This window comes from Kangiella japonica (assembly GCF_039523535.1).
GTDB lineage: Bacteria > Pseudomonadota > Gammaproteobacteria > Enterobacterales > Kangiellaceae > Kangiella > Kangiella japonica.
Window position 1 is genome coordinate 22474 of sequence record NZ_BAAAFM010000001.1, and the last position, 26685, is coordinate 49158.

At 44.6% G+C, this 26685-nt stretch carries 18 protein-coding genes; 11 read left to right on the forward strand and 7 right to left on the reverse strand.

The window, feature by feature from the left end; translation table 11 throughout:
- Positions 1-21: 21 nt before the first annotated feature.
- The 7 genes from yajC to rmf all read right to left on the reverse strand — a co-directional run bounded on the left by yajC (position 22) and on the right by rmf (position 11828).
- The gene (gene yajC / locus ABD128_RS00110; protein ID WP_343985001.1) at positions 22-345 is read right to left on the reverse strand and encodes a preprotein translocase subunit YajC; all 324 of its coding nucleotides are present in this window, start codon (positions 343-345) and stop codon (positions 22-24) included.
- A 48-nt stretch (positions 346-393) separates the two neighbouring features.
- The gene (gene tgt / locus ABD128_RS00115) at positions 394-1521 is read right to left on the reverse strand and encodes a tRNA guanosine(34) transglycosylase Tgt (protein ID WP_343985003.1); all 1128 of its coding nucleotides are present in this window, start codon (positions 1519-1521) and stop codon (positions 394-396) included.
- 16 nt (positions 1522-1537) lie between these two features.
- Complete coding sequence (gene queA, locus ABD128_RS00120; protein WP_343985005.1) at positions 1538-2593, reverse strand: tRNA preQ1(34) S-adenosylmethionine ribosyltransferase-isomerase QueA; 1056 nt, start codon at positions 2591-2593, stop codon at positions 1538-1540.
- 100 nt (positions 2594-2693) lie between these two features.
- A complete protein-coding gene (gene pbpC / locus ABD128_RS00125) occupies positions 2694-5057 on the reverse strand; it encodes a penicillin-binding protein 1C (RefSeq protein WP_343985007.1) in 2364 nt (787 codons plus the stop codon).
- Between the two features lie 29 nt (positions 5058-5086).
- Complete coding sequence (locus tag ABD128_RS00130; protein WP_343985009.1) at positions 5087-10009, reverse strand: alpha-2-macroglobulin family protein; 4923 nt, start codon at positions 10007-10009, stop codon at positions 5087-5089.
- Between the two features lie 182 nt (positions 10010-10191).
- Positions 10192-11514 (reverse strand): TonB family protein, encoded by a 1323-nt coding sequence (locus ABD128_RS00135; protein WP_343985011.1) that lies wholly within the window; start codon positions 11512-11514, stop codon positions 10192-10194.
- 131 nt (positions 11515-11645) lie between these two features.
- Positions 11646-11828, reverse strand: a complete 183-nt coding sequence (gene rmf, locus ABD128_RS00140; RefSeq protein WP_046561298.1) for a ribosome modulation factor — start codon at positions 11826-11828, stop codon at positions 11646-11648.
- A 488-nt stretch (positions 11829-12316) separates the two neighbouring features.
- On the opposite strand from rmf, the gene ABD128_RS00145 reads away from it, so the two are divergent.
- The 11 genes from ABD128_RS00145 to ABD128_RS00195 all read left to right on the forward strand — a co-directional run bounded on the left by ABD128_RS00145 (position 12317) and on the right by ABD128_RS00195 (position 26655).
- A complete protein-coding gene (locus ABD128_RS00145) occupies positions 12317-12709 on the forward strand; it encodes a MerR family transcriptional regulator (protein ID WP_110201856.1) in 393 nt (130 codons plus the stop codon).
- Between the two features lie 21 nt (positions 12710-12730).
- The gene (locus tag ABD128_RS00150) at positions 12731-13891 is read left to right on the forward strand and encodes an isovaleryl-CoA dehydrogenase (RefSeq protein ID WP_343985018.1); all 1161 of its coding nucleotides are present in this window, start codon (positions 12731-12733) and stop codon (positions 13889-13891) included.
- 442 nt (positions 13892-14333) lie between these two features.
- On the forward strand, positions 14334-15512 hold the full coding sequence (locus ABD128_RS00155; protein WP_343985020.1) for an acetyl-CoA C-acyltransferase: 1179 nt from the start codon (positions 14334-14336) through the stop codon (positions 15510-15512).
- Between the two features lie 119 nt (positions 15513-15631).
- A complete protein-coding gene (locus ABD128_RS00160) occupies positions 15632-16768 on the forward strand; it encodes an acyl-CoA dehydrogenase family protein (RefSeq protein WP_343985022.1) in 1137 nt (378 codons plus the stop codon).
- A gap of 67 nt (positions 16769-16835) precedes the next feature.
- Positions 16836-18446 carry a carboxyl transferase domain-containing protein gene (locus tag ABD128_RS00165; RefSeq protein ID WP_343985024.1) on the forward strand — a complete coding sequence of 537 codons (1611 nt, stop codon included), beginning with the start codon at positions 16836-16838 and terminating at the stop codon, positions 18444-18446.
- A 13-nt stretch (positions 18447-18459) separates the two neighbouring features.
- Positions 18460-19317, forward strand: a complete 858-nt coding sequence (locus ABD128_RS00170) for an enoyl-CoA hydratase/isomerase family protein (RefSeq protein ID WP_343985026.1) — start codon at positions 18460-18462, stop codon at positions 19315-19317.
- 10 nt (positions 19318-19327) lie between these two features.
- Entirely contained in the window at positions 19328-21352 is a 2025-nt protein-coding gene (locus ABD128_RS00175) for an acetyl/propionyl/methylcrotonyl-CoA carboxylase subunit alpha (protein ID WP_343985028.1), read from the forward strand.
- Between the two features lie 30 nt (positions 21353-21382).
- Entirely contained in the window at positions 21383-22324 is a 942-nt protein-coding gene (locus ABD128_RS00180) for a hydroxymethylglutaryl-CoA lyase (protein WP_343985030.1), read from the forward strand.
- Between the two features lie 77 nt (positions 22325-22401).
- A complete protein-coding gene (locus ABD128_RS00185) occupies positions 22402-23103 on the forward strand; it encodes a CoA transferase subunit A (RefSeq protein WP_343985031.1) in 702 nt (233 codons plus the stop codon).
- An 11-nt stretch (positions 23104-23114) separates the two neighbouring features.
- Positions 23115-23771: a CoA transferase subunit B gene (locus ABD128_RS00190; RefSeq protein WP_343985032.1), complete on the forward strand. Its 657-nt coding sequence runs from the start codon at positions 23115-23117 to the stop codon at positions 23769-23771.
- A gap of 715 nt (positions 23772-24486) precedes the next feature.
- Positions 24487-26655: a S46 family peptidase gene (locus tag ABD128_RS00195; RefSeq protein WP_343985034.1), complete on the forward strand. Its 2169-nt coding sequence runs from the start codon at positions 24487-24489 to the stop codon at positions 26653-26655.
- Positions 26656-26685: the final 30 nt, after the last annotated feature.

The following is a 26685-nucleotide window of genomic DNA, read 5'->3' on the forward strand; positions in this document are numbered from 1 at the left end:
CGTTATGTTGGGCTTTAATTATTAATCTTCGATAGATTTAATAGTGCCTTTAGGCAGGGTTTGAGCAATTGAAGCTTTTTGGAATTTAATTTCCATGCCTTCGGCTAAGCTCAATACAACATAGTCTTCTTTAATTTTACTGATTTTTCCTATAATGCCGCCAGTTGTCATGACTTCATCACCTTTTTCTAGGCCGCCCATCATTTCTTTATGTTGCTTCATTTTCTTCTGTTGTGGACGAATCATCATGAAGTACATGATTAGAATCAGTGGTACAAACATGATCAAGAAGCTCATTAAACCGCCACCTTGGGGAGCTGCGCCACCTGCTGTTGCTAATAACATCGATAGTTTCCTCTATTTTTAATAATTAACTAACTGAAAAATAAACGATTAAAGCGCTGGGACTTCTTTACCCAACCCTTCGTAGAATTCTTTTACAAAGTCCGACAATGTACCTTTTTCGATGGCTTGACGCAATCCATCCATTAAATTCTGATAATAACGCAGATTATGGATAGTATTTAAGCGCCCACCAAGCATTTCGTTACACTTATCAAGATGATGGAGATAAGCACGGCTATAGTTTTCACAGGTATAGCAGTCACAGGCATCATCTAACGGTCCAGTGAATGTTTTATTGTGGCTGTTGCGTAATTTTACAACCCCTTTACTAGTAAAAAGGTGGCCGTTTCGAGCGTTACGCGTTGGCATTACACAGTCGAACATATCAACCCCACGACGAACCGCCTCGACGATATCTTCTGGCTTACCAACCCCCATTAAATAACGAGGTTTATCCGCTGGCATTTCGTGGGTTAAATTATCTAGCACCTTAAGCATTTCATCTTTAGGCTCTCCAACGGATAGTCCACCTATGGCATAGCCGTCATAGCCAATCTCAGTGAGCCCTGCTAGCGACTCTTCACGCAAGTGCGGGTACATCCCCCCTTGCACAATACCGAATAAAGCTGTCGGTTCTTTATCCTTAAAACCAGAAACGTGCGCATCTTTACTACGTTTAGCCCAACGCAATGATAATTCCATTGACTCACGCGCTTCCGCTTCTGTCGCAGGATATGGCGTACACTCGTCAAAAATCATCACAATATCTGAGCCTAGCTTGCGCTGAACTTCCATCGCTTCTTCAGGGCCTAAAAATACTTTCGAGCCATTAACGGGCGAACGGAACTCAACGCCTTTCTCGCTGATTTTGCGCATTTTTCCTAAGCTGAATACTTGGAACCCACCTGAATCGGTTAAGATTGGCTTATCCCAGTGCATAAAGTCATGCAAGTCACCATGCTGCTCTATAATATCCGTACCTGGACGTAGCATTAGGTGGAACGTGTTACCTAAAATAATTTCGGCGCCTAAATCCTTTAATTCTTCTGGGCTCAGACCTTTCACAGTGCCGTAAGTACCAACAGGCATGAATGCTGGTGTTTGAATGGTGCCACGCTCAAAGGTTAACTGTCCTCGGCGAGCCTGACCATCGGTTGTATTTAAATCAAACTTCATTACTCAAGTACCTTCATTATTGGTTCAAAGCTTCAGGGTGAGCTCCTGAAAACGGGCGCGTGATAAACATGGAGTCGCCATAGCTAAAAAATCGATACTGCTCAGACACCGCCTCGCCGTAAGCCTGCATGATGTGCTTTTTACTGGCGAAAGCGCTAACTAACATCATCAGTGTCGATTCTGGTAGGTGGAAATTGGTGATAAGGGCGTCAACAGCTCTAAAAACGTAACCTGGATAGATAAAAATATCCGTTTCCCCAGAACCTGCTTCTAATTCACCATTAATAGCCGCAGACTCTAAACATCGGACCGAGGTTGTGCCCACAGCAATGACGCGACCACCTTTGGCGCGAGTTTCATTAACCTTATCGACGACTTCTTGCGATAGCTCATACCACTCTGAATGCATCTTGTGCTCAAGGATATTATCCACGCGCACTGGCGAGAAAGTACCTGCACCGACGTGCAATGTTACAAAAGCGCTGTCAACCCCCTTCTCTGAGAGTTTAGCTAATAATTCATCATCAAAGTGCAATCCCGCCGTTGGCGCAGCGACCGCACCTTCAACTTTGCTATAAACCGTCTGATAACGTTCTTTGTCCGAAAGCTCATCTTCTCGATCGATATAAGGCGGTAGAGGCATATGGCCAACGGCTTGCATCACGCTGTGCCAATCGCTCGAGAGCAATTTCAGCTGATACATAGCTCCGTCTTTACTGATGACTTCGACCTCAGTTCCTTCTTCCAAGACCAATCGTGCGCCAGGCTTTGGGCTACGATTAGCTCGCACATGGGCTAAAGCGTCGTGTTCAGATTCGACACGCTCGATAAGTATTTCGACCTGCCCACCGCTGGATTTTTTACCAAACAAACGCGCCGGCAAAACCCGAGTATTATTAAATACCAGTAAGTCATTAGGCTCGACGAAGTCCGTCAGTTGATAGAAGTGGCTATGCTGAATGTCACCGGTTTCACCATCAAGTCGTAATAGACGGCTGGCGGTACGTTGTTCCGTGGGATAGCGAGCGATAAGCTCGTCTGGTAGGTCGAAATGAAAGTCTTTTAATTGCATAGGGCGCTGACCTTACGGGGTCATGACAAAATAATGGTGCTTAGTTTATCGGCAAACGCCCAAAACGCAAGGGTTTCAAAGGAAAAACTATCGATAATTGCTACTGCTTAACCTGAAACTTTAACTCCGCGAAGGCCCCTGTTTCATCGATCACCACCACTTCATAACGTCCTATATCTAAAGCTTTGAGCGATACACGGTTATTGCTCATAAGTGTGGCATCCAAAAGCCGTCCATTCAAAAACCAGTGCAGCTGCCCAGTAACGCCCTCGGCTAATAACTGAATATCTGGTAATTGCTGCGCTTCAGGAGGTGCATACAAAATCGAGTCAGGATCAATCCCTGCAATGTTGGGGCTACTAAAGTTGATATGATTCCTACAGTTTTCAGAGAGCTCGGGCAAAAGTTGTTCGCTTCGAAAAGGTTTTGCAATCCAAGGCTCAAGACTTCGTGGCCACAATGCAATCTCTCGTGTCTCAATCTCACCATCAAAACACTGTGGGTTCACTCTTTTGCCACTGGCGGAATCAACTTGTATGGTCAATAATCCATGACTCCACTGGCTCGACAACGGGTCGCTAAGAGTCACAGGCGCCGTATCCTCGACTAAATACGCTTGGCGTTTTTTATGGCAATTGGTTTCTGTTTGCATCGACGCTAAAGTCCCCAAAGGCCAACAAATATCAGCGACAGTAACCGTACCCGGACGCTGAATAGGCTTTATCCAGTCCCATGGCAGTATATTTAAAATACGTTGCAACAAAGGAACCGCCGTTGTACGGCCACTGTTGTTGACACTAAAAGAACCATCCGGCATTCCCACCCAAACACCAATAGTTACTTTTTCATTAGAGGCTAAAACCCAAGCATCACGAGAGCCGTAGCTCGTTCCAGTTTTATAAGCGATTGAATTGTTGGCGGAAAAATAGCGGTGACTTATTTGATTATTTAAAGGAATTTGCCACAAAATATTTTGAATGATCCAGCTGGACTCTTTACTCATCAGTGGGTATGACCGCTGAGTTTCGCTCGGATGCAGTCGTAGCTTTGTTGCCTTACCCTCATTTCCAAGCGCTGAAAAAAGCCCGACAAGTTGCTGTAAATTTGCGCCACCACCGCCTAGAGCGATACTCAGGTTCGGCTTAGCGTTTGGCGGCAATGATAACTTTAATCCCGCATTGGTAAGCTTAGTATAGAAATACTCAGGTGACAGTTCATTCAACAGCTGCACCACCGGCATATTAAGCGAACGTCCCAGAGCTTGCGACACGCTAACGGCTCCATTGAAGTGTTCATTGAAGTTTTTCGGCTTATAGCCTGCGAAAGAATGGGGCACATCAAGCAGCAAAGATTCTGAATGTATAAGCCCTTGATCAACGCCCAAACCATAAATAAAAGGCTTCAGAGTCGAGCCTGGCGAACGTAAGGACTGCGCCATATCGACATAACCCGCACGCTCATGGTTAGCAAAATCAGCGCTACCAATATACACAAGCGGTAACGACGTCTTGTTGTCCATCACGATGACCGCGGCCGACATCCCCTCTTCTTTGCTTCGAATATAATCAAGCACCGACCAGCCAATTTCCGCTTGTAAGGTTCTATCGATTGAAGATTTAATTAATCGTTGTTGCGGATAACGAGTGACCAGTTCACGACTGAATAAAGGCGCTATAACGGGTTGCGTATTGTATTCAGCCCAAACATCTTCTTGTTTAATATCATCCACAAGTTCCTGCGGCCAGACACCAAACTCTGTCAGTCTGTCGAGCAGTTTATTACGCTGCATTTGCGCTCTTTGAGGATGCAAATCAGGGCGGTTCCAGGAAGGAGCCTGTGGTAATACAGCGAGCAAAGCTGCTTCTGAAGCGGTTAAATCTTTTGCTGACTTTCCTAAATATGTAAAACTTGCTGCTTCGACACCTTCAATAGTGCCGCCAAAAGGCGCGTAATTGAGATAGTAAGTTAAGATCTCATCTTTTGAGTAATGCCACTCAAGCTGTAGGGCTCGGAACATTTGCTGCAGCTTGCCACTGACACTTTTTTTATGAGGTTCAAGAATACGCGCGACCTGCATGGTTAGCGTTGATGCACCAGAAACCACTTCGCCATGATAGATCGCTTGGCCGACTGCTCGCGTTAAGGCAAAAGGGTTGACTCCGGGGTGTGAATAAAAATACTGATCTTCGTAGTTAATTAATGCCTCAAGGTATAACGGCGAAACCTCGTCAATGGTCACCGGATAGCGCCATACACCTTGTTCATCGGGAAAGGCTCTAAGCGGTTTACCATCGGAAGCTACAACGAGCTGCGCAAAACTCCGCCGCTCGAAATCCTCAATCGGCAAGGGGAATAATTTATCAAGCACCCAAAAGCCAATAAAACTCAGCAAACACAAAAGCAGTAAACGCTTTAAGCTTTTCAGCCAAAAACGTTTACTAAATAATGCTCGGGGCTTTGTCATGCTGCTATTGTCCCTGACCGATGACTACCTTAGTCAGTAGAGACTTTAGTTATAACAACAGGCTTTTCGGGCTGACTAATTCCTCGAATCTCAGGTCGATACATGTCTTCAACAAAGCTCGATGGCACCGTATAAGTACCCGGCGTTACTGCGCGAACCATGTAGAACACATGAGTCGTGCGATAACTACGAAGCTCCAACGCCGCCATGTAACGATCATCCCAGAACTCTTGGTGCGCAAGCTGGGTGTTTTCAGTTAACTCTTTGATGGATTTACCATCGATTTTAATCTCATCAATCTTAAACGAGTGCTCGAGGTTTTGGTTTTCAAGCTCCAGTCCAGCAGGCAACAAGTCCACCAGCAGCGCATTCCGAAGCTTGCGATGTTCTTTGGCTAAGTCAATCGAAATACCAACGATAACACGGTCGCCAGCATTCAACTGGTTAATCGATATTGGCTCGCCCTGAAGATTGAAATAACGTCTTTGGATAGCGATATCGCTCGACTGTTTTTGTGGTGCAGTCTTTGGGTAGCCTTGAACTTTGTAGTCCACAAAGGTTGTTTTTTCACCATTGTTAGTTAACGCCAGTGCCGTTTTAACCGAAGAGTTTTTCGCAACACTGATGTAATCGGACTGTTGCTTAAAACTTTCTTCCTCACCACTTCGGGTTAATGACAAACTTAACTCTGATTGATTAGAAGCGGTGTCATTGAGAACTTTTGCCAGACGCGCTAAGGCACCTTTTTCTTGAGTCGATAACCATTGACGAGACTCTAGTTCACCTTTTAAATTAAACACTAAGTCTAAGCCATTAATATCTAGGGACTGAACCACCTTGCTCTGTAAACTTAAGTGCGCAACTTGGCTCATATCGCGGATCGGCGAGCCATAATCGCCATAATACCAGTAAGGCTTATGCTGGAATGTTGCAGTAAACGCTTTCCCCCACGCTAATTTGGCGCGCCCTTGGTCACCGAGCTTTTCAAGCGTTGCCGCCAAATGCGCTAATGGTAACGCTCGTGCGGCATCTTTTGATTTATTATCAAACAATGAACGCACATCTTGTAAATTAGCTCGCCCTACTTTGCTCAACACATAAGCGGAATAGGCTCGATAAGCCAACTCGAAATGCTGCTTATCGTCATAATAGCCCCAGTCATTCGCTCTAAAGGCAGCCGAGCGCACATACTTTTGCAAACGACGCACAGCACGGTTCAAGTTATTTTCAGGAACTTGATAACCTAGCTGTTTAGCCGCAATCAAAAAGTCGGTAACGTATGCCGTAAGCCATGGTTCTTCTGGGCTATTGTTCGACCATAAGCCAAAACTACCGTCATAACGTTGCATCGAAATAATGCGACTAATCGCCGAATCGATAAGCTGTTGACGTTCAGTAAATAGCTGATTGCTGCGGCTTTCATTCAATGATTTCAAATAACTTTGATCCGCGTTTAACCATGGCCAAGCGCTTGAAGTGGTTTGCTCTAAACAACCATACGGATACTGCAATAAGCCGTCGATATAAGTGCCTGCGTCCAGCGGCGGCGTATTCGAAACATTGAGCACAGACTTTAAACCAAAGTCATCATATGCACTGGCAAAATCACTAGCCACACTAAATTGTGTTCCTGGATTGAGCGCAGCTTGCTTCGTAATAATCGAAGCGGCATAGGCTGGGCGTAAACCTAGTGCCCAAGTTCTTTCAAGTTCAAGGTCAGGGTTATCGCTCATAACGCTCAGCGAAACGTGCCCCTGTCCTGTAAAATGTGAAGCCGTTACAGGAAGCTCAATAATAGCTTTGCCTTTGCTAGCTAACGTAAGCGACTTTGTCACCACTGTTTCACCAAGTGCTTCATCCGACGTCAATCGAACCTCAAAACTTTGCTCTATGTCCTCCATATTTTTAATATCGAATAACACCTGCGACTGGTCGCCTTTGGCTAAAAATCTTGGCATTGAAGCTTGCACCACTAACGGCGCCGCAACTTTTGCTTTGGACTCGGTCGCACCATAAAGACTTTTACTAAAACCCACCGCCATTAAGCGCAATTCGCCATTAAAGTATGGAAGCTCCACTGAAACCGTCGCTTTACCATTAGCATCGAGTGCCACTTTGTCTTTAACGATTGATACGATCTGCACATCCGAAACAGGGGCATCACCACCGCGACTTAAGTCCGCATCGCCACCAAATCGTTGTCGAGCACGCTTACCATCGACTAACTCGACTAAACTGCCGTAGTTATCTTTCAACGCTGCTTCATAAGCCCTTTGACCAAAGAACCATTCCAGCGGCTTCGGCGTCTCAAAGTTGCTGATGCTTAATACACCGCTATCGACTAATGCTAATGTTGCATAAACCTCTTCATTTGCAGCTATATTTGATGCTGTAATTTCAACATCCACCGTTTGTTGAGGTCTTAACTTTTCTACATGAGAAACCTCTAACTCTAAGCGTTTAGCGTCGCGATTGAGTGGTAAGTGTAATAATCCAAATGCTCTACTCGGTAAGTGTTTACGTTTAACATTCCCAGGCTTTAAAACCATTGCCGAGACATACAAATTGTGAGTTTGCCATGATTTATCTAAAGGAATCCTGATCGTCGACTCGGTCGAATCGAGCTTTACAGAACGCTTCCATAATAGCTCGTCACTTTCCACAGTAATTAGCGCTTGGCCTGCGTATGGAGCTTTGACGGTTAGTTCAAGATCAGTTCCTAACTCAACAAAGTCTTGCCCCATAGACAGACTAACTTGATCGGGACGCTCACCATTTAAGTCAGAGCGTTCAGACCAATACCAGCCAGCAAAAAAGTGATAGCTCGTTAGCAACGTGTTCGAACGATTTCGAACTTCGAGGCGGTAGTTGCCGTAATCTAAAGGCAAAGATAGTTTCTGACGTTCGCTTGAGTCGAATTTAACCACTTTCGAATAGACAGGAACATTGCCGTCAGAGGTTCGGTACTCCCAACCGCTGCGCCCATACTGCCAATAACGGCGACTGTCTTCACGCACTAAGGTTACTTGATACTCTTGCCCAGCAGTTAACTGCTCACCTTTGGCATCTACGGCAATTAACTCGAGCGTATTACTAGCATTAGGAGCGGCAAACTCTCGGTCGGCTTCCCACAAAGGGCGTACGCCAATGAGCTCATTGTGTGGGAAAGCGTATTGCACTAAACGTCGCGTAATCGGGCGGCCACCACTTTCATACACATTGACATTGCTTAATAAACGCAGAGGAAACTTGCTACTAGACCATTGATTCTTTAAGGATAACTTTGCAAAACCTGTTTCATCCAGTGAACCTGGCGTAATATCCATAACTTGGTTGTAATCACGGTATTTGTTAGAGCCAAAGTAGAAGCCATCGTAATTCTCAAACGGATTTTTAGCGCTAGCAACTGTTACAGTTGCATCATAGCGATTGCAACTTGCTGGTGCGCCATATAAATAATCAGACTGGACATGAATCACTGGCGTAGTTTTAGTATCGAGTAAGTCATCAGACGACGATCTCAGCTCAAGCTTTAATCGCTCCGGCATAAAGTCTTCGACCGAGAGTTCATACTCAAAAATGCTTTTGTTACCTAAGGTGGCCTCGAAAGTCCAAATCCCACGCATGGCATCATCAGGAAGCTTAAAGTCTGTTTGGTAATAACCAAGACTATCGCCTTTCCATTGCAGCGTTTTATAGACTTTATTGTCAGGGCGTAGAACTCGAACCGCGATCGGCGTTGGCTCTAACCAATCCGCTTTGGCATCACGCAGAAGACCTTGCATTCGCACTTTCTCGCCAGGACGGTATAAATCTCTTGGGCCATATAAAAACAGCTCTATTGGCTGTTGCTGGCGCTTCGTGAGCTTAAACTCCGACAGATCGAGTTTGGGGCTTTTGAGGCGAATAAGGTTGGTGTTTTTGCCTTTTGTGGCGATAAGGTAACTCGCCACCTCCAATTCCGAATTATTAAATTCAGCAAAACCTTCAGAATCGCTCAACTTTTCAGCAACTCGTTCGCCTTTATCGTTGATAAGCGCTAATGTGACGCCGTTATAAGGTCTGGTCGATGGTAACTGATGCGTAAAGGTCACAAAACTGTCTTGATACTGACGCGAGTGTAAGCCTATATCGCTAATCACAAACCAACTAAACTCATACTGATACGGATAGTCATCGGCAGGCTGCATTGTGACCGCATAAACACCGTTATCATCAAGTGCATCAATGTCATTAAGCTGAACTTGGTGGGTTAAACGCTGATTATCCTTAGTATCAAGCGTAAAGCGCCCTGTATGAACGAGCTGCGCCATTTCCTTTAGGTTGCGCAGCTCATAATAAGAGTTGTAACGACTGCTCGCGAAAAAGCTGTCATAAAAACTTGGCTTAATACGCCAAAATTTTACATCCACCTCACCGACGTTAACTGCTTCAATCGGTAAAAAGCCACTGTCCCGCAGAATAGTCGAGCCTTGACTCAAAAAGCGAAGCTGTCTTTCGGCAGCAGTCGTTTTCACCTGCTTTTTCACATTAGAAGGAAGAGACTTACCATTATCAGCGAGCAGCTCGCTCGAAAAGTTGATGTTATAAACTTGCTGAGGCTGAATATAGGGAAAAAATAGCCTGCGGTTATCATCGCTAATAACCCAACCGCCGGTTTGAGGCTCACCTTCCTTATTGACCTGAATCAACTGCTCAAGATTCTGATCGCGCTTGATGGGGCGAGTAAAATTAACTTGAATGGCAGGAGCGTTATCGTAGCTTCCCTGATAAACGCTTAGCACCTCAAAAGGCGTCAGCGTGTCCGGCTCTGTAGAAGCCTGTGACTGGACTTGTTCTTGCTTAAGACTTGATGTATCGCCTGATGACTCAGATCCCTCATCATCCCCGCATCCTAATAAAGCCAACCCAAACAAAACACTCAACACCAACAAACGCAAATAAAAAGACATGATACTCCCCTGTATAATTTTTCAGCTTCTATTATAGAAACGCACTTCTATCCAGAACGGGTTAAGAATATGACGAAATATGTAAAACTTTAGCAATATTATTTCCGAGATTAGCGGAATTACATAGTTGATTCACCATGAAAAAATAAAGCTCCAAACCGGAGCTTTATTCTAAAGAGTGCTTATGTTCTAACTAATTTGGACTTTAACTCTTCTAATTTACTTAACAAGCTTTCAGGAATATTTTCTTCGCCATAACTATGCCACGCATCAATAGCCTTATGTTGATATTCAACAGCCCTTGCATAATCCTGCTTCAACTCATAAGCTCTGGAGTAGAGGTTATATATATGGGCAGGTTTTTTACTCTTTGTTCCCATCAGCATATCAAGCTTCGCGAGCATTAGCGCAGGATCTACTCCAACAAGTTTACTCTCATAAATATAATTAAGAATTTCGTATGCCAATTTATTGTCACTTGCTTCAAGAGCTTGTGTCATCAAGCTCAACCCTTGCTCTGTATTCCCTGCTTCAAGACTTAATTTAGACAACTCATACGTTGATGGTGCGTAACCATTGGCAGCTGCAATAGTGAACCAAGAAACGGCCTTGTCCATATCAGCTTTGCACCCCTTACCTTTTAAAAGACTCTCCCCAACTTCATGCTGAGCATTGACTACACCATTTCTTGCAGCTTCAAAATACCAAAGTGTGGAGTTAAAATTTTTGTTAGCATCCATATCAAAGGAGCCATACCTACCATAGAGATATTGCGAAGCTGCATCCCCTTTAATAGCTTTTGCTTTAAGCTTTGTCAGTCTCTCGTATTTACCATCACCAAGTTTAAAATCAAATTTGTACGCGTAAACTTTACTCAACTTGGCACCATCATTATCAAACTTCCATTTTCGTACGGCCTTTAGCACCGGCTTTGAAAAATACTTTTTCTCTGGGTACTCATCGATCAAGCGTATATCTGTAGGTATGCCTGACGGCGATAAATTGAAGTTTAAAAGAACCCAGCCTTCCACGCCTTTCAAATTAGCGCTTATTGGGTAACCAGGATCAGATGTTTTTATAGCCTTTGCTACGTTCTTATCAGCGAGATTCTCATTACTTAATACTGGCTGATAGTTTTCCAGGATAGCTTCAGAGCCATATTGAGACCTGAGCAATACAAAAGTCTCTTCTGATTCGGCCAAAGCACCATCTGTCTTTAAATATCCTTTAATTTCTTCTATAAACTGTTTTTCTTGGCCTTTATTTTCATCAGACAGCTTCACCCAGGCATAGGCTTTTTGAATATCTTGCTCGGTTCCAGTCCCCTCTAGGTACATAACACCTAAGTTAAATTGCGAAGGTTTATGACCAATCTTTGCAAGCTTGTAAAACTCATTAAACGCCTGTTGATACTGCTGGTTATCGTAGAAATCTGTTGCTTTTTTGAAAGTTGCATTTGAACAATAAGAGAACAGAAGTATAAAAAAAAGAAATATGGCTTTCATATGATTCATCCTGATTCAATTAATATAGTTTTTATATGTAGCATGTGACAATTGGAAATATACCTCACACCATTAAAAATAAAAAGCCCAGCGTGTTGCTGGGCTTGTTTAGTATTAGTTGGGATGAAGTTTTATAAATAATTTTTCATACCATTTTGGGTAAATGCCTCCCGGCCCTCTCGCCACCCTCCGAGCCATTCTTCTTTGGCATTGATATCTTCATGTGGGCACACTTCTTTAGATTGGCCTTGCATTGCAGCGTGAAAACCTTTTGCGTGTGCTCTTTGTAACTTATCTCTTTTCTGTCTTTTCATTGATACATACCCTTTTCTTGCAGTTAGTACAAAACTTATGATGTTTCTTTATTAACAACTTGTAACCATAAAAATTAAGCATAAAAAAAACCGAGCACTCGCTAGAGTTATCGGCTTTTTAAAGTTCGATGCGCTTTGAATGCGCCTGTAAATAATTGGTTAATTGCATACCTACCTAATTAACGTTTAACACATTATCGAATGCATGTTGCTTAACTTTCATCAGATTACACTCTTTAGAGGAACTTTGGCAGTAAAAGTTCACAAAACCGCAATAAAGGTCTTTCTCACTAAAAGTTACCTCGCTGAGCTCAAGCTTCACTCTATGAGTAGTCCCTAGGTTATTGATTCTTAAAGCACAGCTTTATGTCAAAATAACCCCAACAGATCTGATCAGTGTATTAATCGGGCTCTTGCAAACACATGAAGTTTACGTTTGCGTAAAGGTAAGCTAGAATATTGCGGTTATTGTTAAGGAAACCATACAAATGAGCGACGAGAAGACCGAATACACCATTAGTGACTTAGCCAAAGAGTTTGAGATTACCTCACGCTCAATTCGTCACTATGAGGATGAAAAGCTCATTACACCGCTGCGTCGAGGCGTTCATCGCATCTACAACACCCGCGATCGCGTACGCTTGCAGCTAATCTTACGCGGTAAACGACTTGGCTTTTCATTGGCTGAAATTAAAGAAATCATCGACTTGTATGGTGTCGAAGGCGAACAGAAGCAAACGGAGCGTTTGTTAGAGCTGATTAGACTTCGTCGTGACTCCCTGAAGCAACAACTTAAAGATATCAAGTACTTGCTAAACGAATTTGATGTGTTGGAAGAGAAGTTAACCGCCAACCATCAGCCTAATAATTTAACATCGTAAAGATTCAGTAGAGGACATAATATGTATCCATCACTCAACTTCGACTTAGGCGAAACAGCTGACATGATTCGCGACATGGTGAGCAATTTTGCAGAAAAAGAAATTGCACCAATCGCAGAAAAGACTGATGAAGAAAACCTTTTCCCGCACGAAATGTGGAAAAAACTTGGCGACCTAGGTCTTTTAGGCATCACTGTCGAAGAAGAGTACGGCGGTTCCGGCATGGGCTATCTTGAGCACGTTGTGGCGATGGAAGAAATCAGCCGCGCTAGCGCTTCTATTGGCTTAAGCTATGGTGCTCACTCAAACCTTTGCGTTAATCAAATTCGTCGTAATGCTAACGAAGAGCAGAAAAAGAAATATCTTCCTAAGCTTTGTTCAGGCGAGCACGTCGGTGCATTAGCCATGTCTGAGCCAGGCGCGGGTTCTGATGTTGTTAGCATGAAGCTAAAAGCTGAACTTAAAGGCGACCATTACGTTCTAAACGGTAACAAAATGTGGATCACGAACGGTCCAGAAGCTGACGTTTTGGTGGTTTACGCTAAAACAGATATGGAAGCACACTCGAAAGGAATTACCGCTTTCATTATAGAAAAAGGCATGAAAGGCTTCTCTACGGCACAAAAGCTCGACAAATTAGGTATGCGCGGCTCTAACACTTGTGAGCTAGTTTTCGAAAACTGTGAAGTACCTGTCGAAAACGTCATGGGTGAAGTCAACCAAGGTGTTAAAATCTTGATGAGTGGCCTCGATTACGAGCGTGCTGTACTTTCAGCCGGCCCATTAGGCATCATGCGTGCTTGTATGGACGTTGTGGTTCCTTACGTACACGAGCGTAAGCAATTTGGTAAAGCTATCGGTGAATTCCAGCTTATCCAAGGTAAAGTAGCCGATATGTACACAACGATGAACGCAAGCCGCGCCTACGTTTACTCGGTGGTTAAAGCTTGTGACCGTGGCGAGACGACTCGAAAAGACGCAGCAGCAGCCATTTTATTCGCAGCCGAAAACGCGACCAAGCTAGCGCTAGACGCGATTCAGATTCTAGGCGGTAACGGTTATATCAACGAATACCCTACTGGTCGTTTATTGCGTGACGCTAAGTTATACGAAATCGGCGCTGGTACTAGTGAGATTCGTCGTATGTTAATTGGTCGTGAGCTGTTTAACGAAACAGCCTAGAACTTACTGAGTTTGTCTATGCGTTGTTAAAAACTGCTTCAGTCAGGTCGTTTACCGTTATGTAAACTCCCCTCTTTGTAGCAGTTTTTTGCCTAGCCTAGGCATCATCCAAATCATTTTAAAATCTTACTGAAGGTAAGGCTTTATTTATTAACTTAAGTCATCGCGAGAGCTTGAAAAGCCTGTTGCAGTCAAAAAGAGATTGCTTCGTCGTGATACCACTCCTCGCAATGACGAGGTTTTATTTTAAATTCACCTAATACAGAAGTGTGCGAACTTAACTTCTCACACCTCAAAAGTTAGAGAACAGATTGGGCGCAGTTAGGACGCGACAAATAACTTTTTAGTACCGGAGGTTACCAATTAGGTAATCGAGGAAACTAAAAAGTTATTTAACAAAGTAATAACAAGCCCAGACTGTTCAAAAAAGAGGAATGAAAATATGTCAGATCCAATCGTAATCGTCAGCGCTGCTAGAACCCCAATGGGTGGTTTTGGTGGCTCACTTTCAACAGTTAAGTCAACAGAACTAGGCGCTAACGCTATCGCTGCGGCAGTTGAGCGCGCAACTTTAAAACCTGAAGATATTCAAGAAGTTATAATGGGCTGTGTATTACCAGCAGGCGTTGGTCAAGCACCAGCGCGTCAGGCTTCTTTAGGCGCTGGTATTCCTAAGTCTACTGGCGCGACGACCGTCAACAAGGTTTGCGGCTCAGGCATGAAAACAATCATGTTAGCGCACGATTTGTTAAAAGCTGGCACTAACGACGTTATGGTTGCTGGCGGTATGGAAAGCATGAGCTTAGCGCCTTACCTACTACCTACTGGCCGTTACGGTCAGCGTTTTGGACATGGTAAAACTTTAGATCACATGGCGTTTGATGGCCTTGAAGATGCTTACGAAGGCCAAGCAATGGGCGTTTACGCTGAGCAAACGGTTGAACGCTATGGTTTTACTCGCGAAGATCAAGACAACTTCGCCATCGAGTCGCTAGCTCGTGCGAACAAAGCAATCGAAGATGGTTCATTCAAGAACGAAATCACCCCAGTGACTGTTAAATCACGCAAAGGCGAAGTTGAAGTTGATACCGATGAGCAGCCACTAAAAGCTCGCCCAGACAAAATTCCAGCGCTACGTCCTGCTTTCAAAAAAGACGGCACAGTAACAGCTGCCAACGCTAGCTCAATTTCTGATGGCGCGGCGGCAGTAGTTATGATGCGTCAATCAGAAGCTGAGAAGCGTGGCCTGAAGCCATTGGCAAAGATTGTTGCGCATACGACAAACGCACGCACGCCAGCAGAATTCACCATCGCACCAGTTGGCGCCATGGAAAAAGTTTTGGAGAAAGCTGGCTGGACGAAAGATGACGTTGATTTGTTTGAAATAAACGAGGCCTTTGCTGTAGTGACTATGGCGGCGATGAAAGAGCTCGACTTAGATCATGCTAAAGTCAACGTTCATGGCGGTGCTTGTGCGCTAGGTCACCCTATCGGTTGTTCAGGTACACGTATTGTTGTGACCCTACTAGAAGCACTACGCAAGTACGGCAAGTCGAAAGGCGTTGCATCGTTGTGTATTGGTGGTGGTGAGGCGACAGCATTAGCGGTAGAACTAATCTAACTCAATTAAAGTCATTGCGAGGCCTTTCAGCCGAAGCAAACTCTACAGTCGCAAAAGAGAGATTGCCACGCACCTTAACGGCGCTCGCAATGACCTAAAGAATAAAGTGAACTAATTGTATGATTCTGACAGAAGAACAAACAATGATTCAGGACATGGCACGTAGCTATGTTCAAGAACGAATTGCCCCTTTCTCCGAAGAGTGGGACAAGAATAAAACCTTCCCAGCTGAAGCCTTACAAGGTCTTGGTGAGCTTGGCTTTTATGGCATGCTAGTGCCTGAGCAATGGGGTGGTAGCGAAATCGGTTACACCGCAGCGGCATTAGTTCTAGAAGAAATTGCAGCTGGCGACGGTGCTTGCTCCACAGTGATTTCAGTCACTAATTCAGTTGGATGTATGCCTATCCTGAACTTCGGCACCGATGCGCAAAAAGAAAAATTCCTAAAGCCATTAGCTTCTGGACAAGCGCTTGGAGCTTTTTGTTTAACTGAGCCTCACGCGGGTTCGGATGCGGCTGATCTTAAAACCAAGGCCGTCAAACAAGATGATCATTATGTGCTGAATGGTGTAAAACAGTTCATTACATCAGGTAAAAACGGTGATATCGCGATTGTTTTTGCTGTCACAGACCCTAGCGCGGGCAAAAAAGGCATCAGCGCCTTTATCGTGCCGACTGACACGCCAGGCTATATAGTCGCTAACATTGAAGACAAAATGGGCCAAAATGCTTCAGACACAGCACAAATCGTGTTTGAAGACTGCAAAATCCCTGCTGAAAATCTACTGGGTAAAGAAGGCGAAGGTTATAAAATCGCACTTTCTGGCCTTGAAGGTGGTCGTATCGGTATCGCAGCCCAAGCTGTTGGGATGGCACGCGCGGCTTATGAGTACGCACTTCAGTATTCAAAAGACCGTACTTCTTTCGGCAAGCCAATTTTCCAACACCAAGCAGTCCAATTTAAGCTCGCAGAGATGGCGACACAAGTTGATGCAGCGCGTAATATGGTGCTTAACGCAGCTCAACTTCGCGATGCCGGAAAACCGTGCTTAAAAGAAGCTTGTATGGCTAAATTGTTTGCTTCTGAGGCGGCTGAAAAGGTTTGTTCCGAAGCGATTCAGGTCTTAGGTGGTTACGGTTACCTTAAAGACTACCCTGTTGAGCGTATTTATCGTGACGTTCGTATCGCACAAATATACGAAGGTACTAGCGAAGTGCAAAAGATGGTGATTGCTCGAGCAATCGGCTCAGAATAGCCTAAGCCTCGAGTGAAGAAGACCATAAGACTTTAAGATTGAAAAGATTTCATACTAAGGATTCGATATGCCAGTAATTAAATCTTCGATTAATCCGCGTAGCGCGTCATTTATCGAAAACTCTGAAGCGATGAGCGCTTTGGTCGATGACCTACGTGACAAGATGGAGTACATCACTCAAGGTGGTGGCCCAAAGTATCAAGAAAAACACCTCTCTCGTGGCAAGTTATTACCACGTGATCGTGTACGCAAATTGTTAGACGTCGGCTCGCCATTTTTAGAAATCTCGCAAATGGCAGCTTGGGACATGTACGACAACAAAGTTCCAGCGGCAGGTTTGATTGCTGGTATTGGTCGTGTTTCTGGCGTTGAGTGCATGATTGTTGCTAACGATGCGACGGTCAAAGGTGGAACCTACTTCCCTGAAACAGTGAAAAAACACCTTCGCGCGCAAGAAATCGCTGAAGAAAACAATTTGCCTTGTATTTACCTCGTAGACTCAGGCGGCGCTAACTTGCCGCAACAAGACGAAGTATTCCCAGACAAAGACCACTTCGGCCGAATTTTCTATAACCAAGCAAACATGTCGGCAAAAGGCATTCCACAAATTGCGGTGGTGATGGGCTCTTGTACAGCAGGTGGCGCTTATGTTCCAGCGATGGCTGATGAATCAATTATCGTTAAAGAACAAGGTACGATCTTCTTGGGTGGCCCTCCATTGGTTAAAGCTGCAACTGGCGAAGTGGTATCAAGCGAAGATTTAGGTGGTGCTGACGTTCACTGTAAAAACTCTGGTGTGACTGACCATTATGCTCTAAACGATGAGCACGCGTTAAAGCTAGCGCGCCAAGTCGTTTCAAACTTAAACCGTAAGAAAGAACCTTTAGTTACGGTGAAAAAGCCGGTAGAACCGCTCTATCCTGCTGAAGAGCTATACGGTGTTATCAATAAAGATCCTCGTAAGCCATTCGATATTCGTGAAATTATCGCGCGTGTGGTTGATGGTTCTGAACTTGATGAATTTAAAGCTATGTACGGAACTACCCTAATCTGTGGCTTTGCTCGAATTCACGGCTACCCTGTGGGTATTGTCGCCAATAACGGTATTTTATTCTCAGAGTCAGCGCAGAAAGGCGCACACTTTATTGAGCTTTGCTCACAGCGTGGCATCCCGCTCGTTTTCCTACAGAACATTACTGGGTTTATGGTTGGTCGTAAGTACGAGAACGAAGGTATCGCTAAGCATGGTGCGAAAATGGTAACAGCGGTTGCCTGTGCCAAAGTACCTAAGTTTACCGTGATTGTTGGCGGTAGTTTCGGCGCTGGTAACTACGGAATGTGTGGTCGTGCTTATAGCCCGAAGTTTTTATGGATGTGGCCAAACTCGCGTATATCTGTAATGGGTGGTGAGCAAGCAGCAAACGTTCTAGCACAAATTAAGCGTGACAATTTCGAACGCCGTGGTGAAGAAATGTGGTCAGAAGACGAAGAAAAAGCCTTCAAGAAACCAATCGAAGACCAGTACGAAAAGCAAGGTCACCCTTATTACTCAAGCGCACGCTTGTGGGATGATGGCATTATCGACCCTGCCGATACGCGCATGGTGTTAGGTCTAGGACTTTCCGCAGCCATGAACAAAGAAGCCGAAGAAACTAAGTTCGGCGTCTTCAGAATGTAAGGCGGTTCTTTGTATGAGTGAGAATATGACTAAAGCACTAAACATTTCGATTGATACTAAAGAACTAGGTTCAGAAGGTCGTGGCGTTGGTAGAATCACCATGACTCGTGGCGAAATCCACAATGCTTTTGACGATCAATTAATCGCTGACTTGACCCAGGCTTTTCGTCGTATGGATGCGAATCCAAGCGTCGAGGTGGTGGTTTTAGAAGCAGAAGGCAAAAGCTTTTCAGCAGGCGCAGACTTAAACTGGATGCGTCGCATGGCGGACTACACTTGGGACGAAAACTACAAAGACTCTCAAGGCTTAGCCGAGCTGATGCATACCATTTACACCCTTAGCAAACCTACGGTAGCCGTAGTTCAAGGCGCAGCATTTGGTGGTGGCGTTGGTCTAGTGGCTTGTTGCGATATTGTTATCGCCTCTGAGCGCGCGAGTTTCTGCTTGTCTGAAGTAAAGCTAGGCTTGATCCCAGCAGTTATCAGCCCTTACGTTGTTAAGGCTATTGGCGAGCGCCAAGCGCAACGCTACTTCTTAACGGCTGAGCGCTTTAAAGCACCACAAGCTAAAGAGTTTGGTTTAGTGCACGAAGTCGTTGCTGAAGAAGAACTAGTGACAAAAGCTAATGAAATGATTGCTGGCTTATTATCGAATGGCCCACAAGCTGTTCGTGCCGCAAAAAGCTTAATCAAAGCCGTTGCTGAGAAAGAGATTAATCAAGACATCTTAGACGAAACCGCCAAGCGCATCGCCGATATTCGTGCGAGCGAGCAAGGCAAAGAAGGTCTAAATGCCTTTTTAGAAAAGCGTCCTGCTGATTGGTCAGTAGGTTCGACGAACCACAACGAAAGCTCAGACAGCGACAGTTAAGGAAGCATCTATGTTTACAAAAATATTAATTGCAAACCGTGGTGAAATCGCTTGTCGAGTGATTAAAACTGCGCAGAAACTTGGTATTCGTACGGTTGCGGTATATTCCGAAGCCGACAAAAACGCTCGCCACGTTGCGATGGCGGACGAAGCTATTTATTTAGGCCCTGCTCCAGCGAAAGACTCCTATTTAAAGCCAGAGCTGATCATTAAAGCGGCTAAACAAACTGGAGCCCAGGCAGTACATCCTGGTTACGGTTTCTTATCAGAAAACGCAGACTTTGCTAAAGCTCTTGCAGAAAACGATATCGAGTTTATTGGTCCTCCTGAAGGCGCCATTATTGCCATGGGTTCTAAGTCCGCGGCTAAAGAAATCATGGATAAAGCCGGTGTGCCTTTGGTTAAGGGCTACCATGGCGAAAACCAAGAGCCAGACTTCTTAAAGTCGCAAGCCGATGACATTGGTTATCCAGTGATTATCAAAGCGACCGCTGGTGGCGGTGGTAAAGGTATGCGTATCGTTTGGAAGTCAGAAGAGTTTGAGAACAGCTTAGCATCATGTAAGCGTGAGTCGGCTGCGTCTTTTGGCGACGATAAGGTCTTAGTCGAAAAATACATTACTAAGCCGCGCCACGTCGAAATTCAGGTTTTCGCAGACAAGCACGGCAACGCCGTACACTTGTTTGAGCGCGATTGCTCTGTACAGCGTCGTCACCAAAAAGTCATCGAAGAAGCCCCTGCTCCAGGCATGTCGGAAGAAAACCGCCAGAAGATGGGCGAAGTGGCTATCCGTGCAGCGCAAGCTATCGGTTATGTTGGCGCTGGTACAGTAGAATTCTTGTATGACGAAGATGGTTCTTTCTACTTTATGGAAATGAACACACGTTTACAGGTTGAGCACCCAGTAACTGAAAAAATTACTGGCCAAGATTTGGTCGAGTGGCAGCTAAAAGTCGCTTATGGTGAAAAGCTACCAGCGTCTCAAGAAGACTTGAGCATCAACGGTCATGCCTTCGAAGTGCGTATTTACGCTGAAGACCCAAGACAAGATTTCTTGCCAGCGACAGGTACGCTACTACACTTAAGTACGCCTGAAGAAAGTGACCATATTCGTATCGATACAGGTGTGCGCCAGGGTGACACGGTTTCAGTTCACTATGATCCAATGATTGCTAAGTTAATCGTTTGGGACGAAGATCGTAATTCTGCCCTAGCCCGCTTAAGAGGCGCTTTGGCGCAATATCAAGTAGTTGGTTTAACAACGAACGTTGAGTTCTTATCAGCCTTAGCAGGCAACCAAGCGTTTGAAGATTGTGATTTAGACACAAACTTCATCGAGCGCTATCGTGATGAACTAATCTTAGAAGACGCGCCTGCAGACGAAGATGCTTTAGTCGCGGCCACTGTTTATCAGCTTGTTAAACGTCAACAATCTGCGGAAGAAGCTGCAGCTAACAGTAAAGACCCCTACTCTCCTTGGAATCAGGTTAGTGGCTGGCGTTTAAATACTGATAATCATCACTCGTTCGAATACATCGATTATGTCGATAGCATTCCAAACGAAGTTGAAGTCACAACCCATTATCGTGGCGCTACTTATGATCACGAATACCTTTTAGAGTTGCCTGAAAAAGAAATCAAAATTCATGCAGCAGAGCTTAATGGCAACAACCTGCGTTTAGACGCCTCCGGTAAGCGCTATAACGCGACGGTTGTAGACGACGGTACTAGCCTCCATATCTTTGTAAATGGCAACTATCAAATTCTAGAAAAAATCGAGCGTGGCTTAGATGGCGAATCTGAAGAAGCTGGCGGTAGCTTAACAGCACCAATGCCTGGCACCGTTATCGAAGTTAAAGTTGCTGAAGGTGATAGCGTTGAAGCAGGTCAGCCTCTAATCATCCTTGAAGCGATGAAAATGGAGCATACGATTAACGCACCAACCGCAGGAACGGTGGCGGAAGTGATGTATGCCGCGGGCGATTTGGTTGACGATGGCGCCGAGCTACTAAAATTAGACGCTGGCGAAGACTAATACTAGATATAAGTAATTCAGGAGACTGTCATGGTAATGGTAGACGATCATATTGAGCATTTACCTAGCGAGGTGCGCATCGTAGAGATGGGCCCTCGTGACGGGCTACAAAATGAAAAGCAGCCCGTGTCGACAGAAGTAAAAGTCGAGCTTATAAAGCGCTTAATTGAAACTGGCGAAAAGCATATCGAGGCCACAGCTTTTGTGTCCCCGAAGTGGGTTCCACAAATGTCGGATCATCATGAAATGATGCAGGCGTTGAAACCACTAAAAGAAGCTCATCCTGATGTAACTTTCCCAGTGCTAACGCCTAACATCAAAGGCTTCGAGGGTGCGCTCGCCGGTAATGCCGAAGAAGTTGCTGTGTTCGCAGCAGCTTCGGAAGGTTTCTCTCAGAAAAACATTAACTGCTCTATTGCCGAGTCGATTGAGCGTTTTAAACCTGTTGTTGCCGAGGCTAAAAAGCACGGCATCAAAGTGCGGGGCTATGTTTCTTGCGTCTTGGGCTGCCCTTTCGATGGTGAGATTGCACCCGAACAGGTAGCGAAAGTCGCTAAAGACTTATACGACCTAGGCTGCTATGAGATTTCTTTAGGTGATACTATCGGCGTCGGCACACCTGCAAAAGCAAAGGCCATGATTGAAGCTGTGAGCAAAGTGGTTCCAGTAGACAAACTTGCTTGCCACTTCCACGATACCTATGGACAAGCGCTAGCAAATCTATATGCTTGCTTAGAGCTAGGTGTAACCACTATCGATAGCTCTGTCGCTGGTCTTGGCGGATGCCCTTATGCGCCTGGCGCTACGGGGAACGTCGCTACCGAAGATGTGGTCTACATGCTGAATGGTCTTGGTATCAAGACTGGAATTGATTTAGATAAACTGGTTGATGCTGGAGTCTATATTTCCGATCAACTTGGCAGGAAGCCAGTATCGCGCGTAGCGAACGCTGTGCTCTCTAAGAGAAAATAGTTTTATTAGGAAGTAACGAAAAGTAGCTCACCAGACTGGTGATGATAAATACTCTTAAAATATGACGAGGAATTAGAATGTCAGGTTTTAATAAAGTCGTAAATAGTTACGAAGAGGCCTTAGAAGGTTTCAAAGACGATATGACCGTCATGGTTGGCGGTTTTGGCCTATGTGGTATCCCTGAAGGCTTAATTGAGCAAGTTTATAACATGGGTTGCAAAGGCTTAACGGCCATTTCAAACAACGCAGGTGTTGATGGTTTTGGCTTAGGTAAATGGTTAGAAAAACGTCAAATCAGCACTATGATCGGCTCTTACGTTGGTGAGAACGAGTTGTTTGAAAAGCTATTATTATCTGGCGAGATGGAAGTTATTCTAACGCCACAAGGTACTTTAGCTGAAAAAATTCGTGCCGGCGGCGCTGGTATCCCAGCTTTTTTCACGGCCACTGGTTTCGGTACTAAGGTTGCAGAAGGCAAAGAAACGCGCAATATCGATGGTCGTGATTATGTTCTGGAGCCTTCACTAACGGCAGACTTCGCTTTGATTAAAGCTTGGAAAGCAGACACTATGGGCAACTTAATCTTCAATAAAACAGCCATGAACTTTAACCCTATGATGGCTACAGCCGGCAAAATCACAGTTGCTGAAGTTGAAGAGATTGTCGAGCCAGGTGAGTTAGATCCAAACTTTATTCACACTCCTGGTATCTACGTTCAACGCGTTATCAAAGGCGAAAACTTTGAGAAACGTATCGAACAACGCACGATAAAATCATAAGGAGCGCAATCATGGCACTATCTCGTGAACAAATCGCCATGCGAGTGGCGCAAGAATTAGAAGATGGTTTCTACGTAAACCTTGGTATTGGCATCCCTACCCTCGTCGCTAACTATGTTCCAAAAGGCGTTGAGGTAATGATGCAATCTGAAAACGGTTTGCTTGGTATGGGCGAGTTCCCGACCGAAGAAACAATTGACCCAGATCTTATCAACGCTGGTAAGCAAACGGTAACCGCAGCTACAGGCGCAGCCTTCTTCTCTTCAGCAGAAAGTTTCGCAATGATCCGCGGCGGCCATGTTGACTTAACCGTTTTGGGCGCATTTGAAGTTGACCAGCAAGGCAACATCGCTTCGTGGATGATTCCTGGCAAGTTGGTAAAAGGCATGGGCGGCGCGATGGACTTAGTTGCCGGCGCTGAAAACATCATTGTTACAATGACCCACGCCAATAAACACGGTCAGTCAAAGATTCTAAAAGAATGTACACTTCCGCTAACAGGCGCACAGTGCATTAAACGCGTCATTACTGAACTTGCCTTAATGGAAATCAAAGATGGTGCATTCCACCTTATCGAACGTGCTCCAGGCGTATCAGTAGAAGAAATTAAAGAGAAAACGGAAGCGGATTTAGTTATTCCAGATAACGTTCCTGAAATGAACGTTTAACTTGCTGCACCGTCATTGCGAGGTGTTGCAAAACACCGAAGTGATCTGCCAAAGATTGCCGCGCCTACTCCGTAGGCTCGCAATGACGCGGTTTTCCTCACGTTTTCACCTCGTCACACCATCGTTCGCTACTTTAAAAACCCTCGAACACTCCAACTATTCTCTACTTAACGCACTAAGATAACAAAAGCTGTCTAAAGACGATATCAGGCATCACACTAAACCTTTCCTAGATTCGCTTTTCATTATTAGCTCATTTATTACTAGATATTGACTAAAGCTCTATCAATATGCCACTTTTACCCCATTATATTGAGCTGTACTGTGAGCAAAATATAGCAAGCAAAATCTTGGATGATTTTGCTAAGAGTTTTCGGCACATGGATGTGCTGTAAACTCTGTTGCGTTAAGTATTTTATTCACTGTACAGGCAGTCATGCTTGCATGACCTCAATATAGGGATGAGCTTCTCTTTGGATACATTCTCTTGCTCACCAAGAGAAAGTATCTCGCCGAGTGGCGAAACACATTATTAAAACTATAAACCTAAAATAGATTGCCACGCCTACTCCGTAGACTCGCAATGACGACACTTACTGCAACACTTATTTACATTTTACTACTAACGTCCACTGGAAATTGTTGCTGATCTCTTTATATTTAACGCTGGATAAAAATTTAGAAACTTATAAACCGCGATCTCAGGGGATATTCCATGAAGAAGATATTGTCAGCTGTAGCTATTTCAGTAGCAACAGCCGCATCGCCATTGATGGCAGACGAAGGTATGTGGCAACCAAACCAACTACCTCAAATCGAAGAGCAGCTTAAACAAGCTGGCTTAGAAATCGATCCAAAAAACCTGACCAAGCTTACTGAGTTCCCGATGGGTGCTGTGATTAGTTTAGGTGGCTGTACAGCTTCATTCCTATCACCAAAAGGATTAGTAGCGACAAATCACCACTGTGCCTACGGAAGTATTCAATTTAACTCTACTGCTGAAAATAACTTGCTAGAAAAAGGCTTTTTGGCAAAAGACTTCTCTGAAGAGTTAGCAGCAGCTCCAGGTTCGCGTGTTTATGTAACTACAGAAGTTACAAACGTTACACACAGTATTAACGATGGTTTAACAGACGAAATGTCTGGCATGGATCGTTATAAGGCCGTAGAAACGAAAGAAAAGTCTTTAGTTGCTGATTGTGAAGCTGACGAAGGGTATCGCTGTAATGTGTACTCTTTCCACGGTGGTTTAGAGTATTACCTAATTAAGCAAATGGAAATTCGCGACGTACGCCTAGTTTATGCGCCGTCTTCACATATTGGTAAATATGGTGGCGACATTGATAACTGGATGTGGCCTCGTCATACCGGTGACTTCGCATTCTATCGTGCTTACGTTGGTAAAGATGGAAAGCCAGCGGATTTTTCAAAAGACAACGTTCCGTATGAGCCTAAACACTTTTTAAAAGTTAACGCCAACGGCGTATCTGAAAATGATTTTGTTATGGTTACTGGTTATCCAGGTCGTACAAACCGATACCGCACAAGCGCCGAAGTTAAGAATCAGTTCGAGTGGAGCTACCCTACCTTCCGCACTATTTTGCATAAATACATCGATATTATTAAAGAAAATGCACCGGAAGGCAGCGACGCGCGCGTTAAGTACGCTAGCACCTTAGCTGGCTTAAATAACGCCGAGAAAAACTGGGGCAGCATGATCGAAAGCTATGGCAAAGGCGATTTGCTGGAGCGCAAGCAAAATCTTGAATCAGAACTTGAAGCCTGGTTACTTGATAATCCTGAAATGAAGGAAAAACACGGTGATGCTCTTGCAGCTCTAGATGCTTTAATTAAAGAAGATCTTAAAGACCAAGCTGTTCAAATGAAAAAGTGGGGCATGAACCGCGATACTTTAAGCGGAACAGCGGCACGACTTTATCGCCTTGCCATTGAAAGCGAAAAGCCTGATGCAGAGCGCGAGCCTGGTTTCCAAGAGCGTGACTTAACACGTATCAAGGAAGGCCTCAAGCGCATGAACCGCCGTTGGGATGCTGATGTAGAAAAAGCTTTATACAAGCACTTTGTAGCCGTTTACGCGGAGTTACCAGCCAAAGATCGCGTTAAAAGCTATGACAAATACATGGGCATCAGTGGTGAGTTCAACGCTGATAAATTTAACCGCAAAGTCGATGAAATGTTCGCTAAAACTCAGCTTACCGATCAAGACGTTCGTTTAAGCTGGGTTGGCAAGTCAGTAGAAGACTTTAAAAACTCTGACGATCCTTTCATCCAGCTTGCTGTTGCGACTTATGATGAGAAGCACGAAAAAGAGCTTAAGGATAAAGAGCAGTCAGGTAAGTTCAAAAAGTTACGTCCACAATACATGGCAGCCATCATCGACTTCTATAAGTCCAAAGGAAAGCCTTTGTACGCTGACGCTAATAGCACACTTCGTGTGACTTATGGCAACGTTAAAGGTTACTCACCACAAGACGGCATGTTAGCGACACCATTTACTACGCTCGAAGGTATTAGTGCTAAACATACAGGCGAAGAGCCATTTAACTCGCCACAGAAGCAACTTGAGCTGATTAAAAGCAAGACTTACGGTGAATATGAAGATTCTGATTTAAATAGCGTCCAAGTAAACTTCTTGTCGACAGTGGACACCACTGGCGGAAACTCAGGTTCACCAACAATGAACGCCAATGCTGAGTTCGTAGGCTTATTATTTGATGGTGTTTATGAGTCAATCATTGGTGATTGGGACTACAACCCAGAACTCAATCGCTCAATACACGTTAGTAGCGCCTACATGTTATGGGTTATGGAGCATGTAGATAATGCTCAAAACTTAATTAAAGAAATGAAGATTGTTAGATAAAGACTTGATTTAACAAATACTAACATTTCA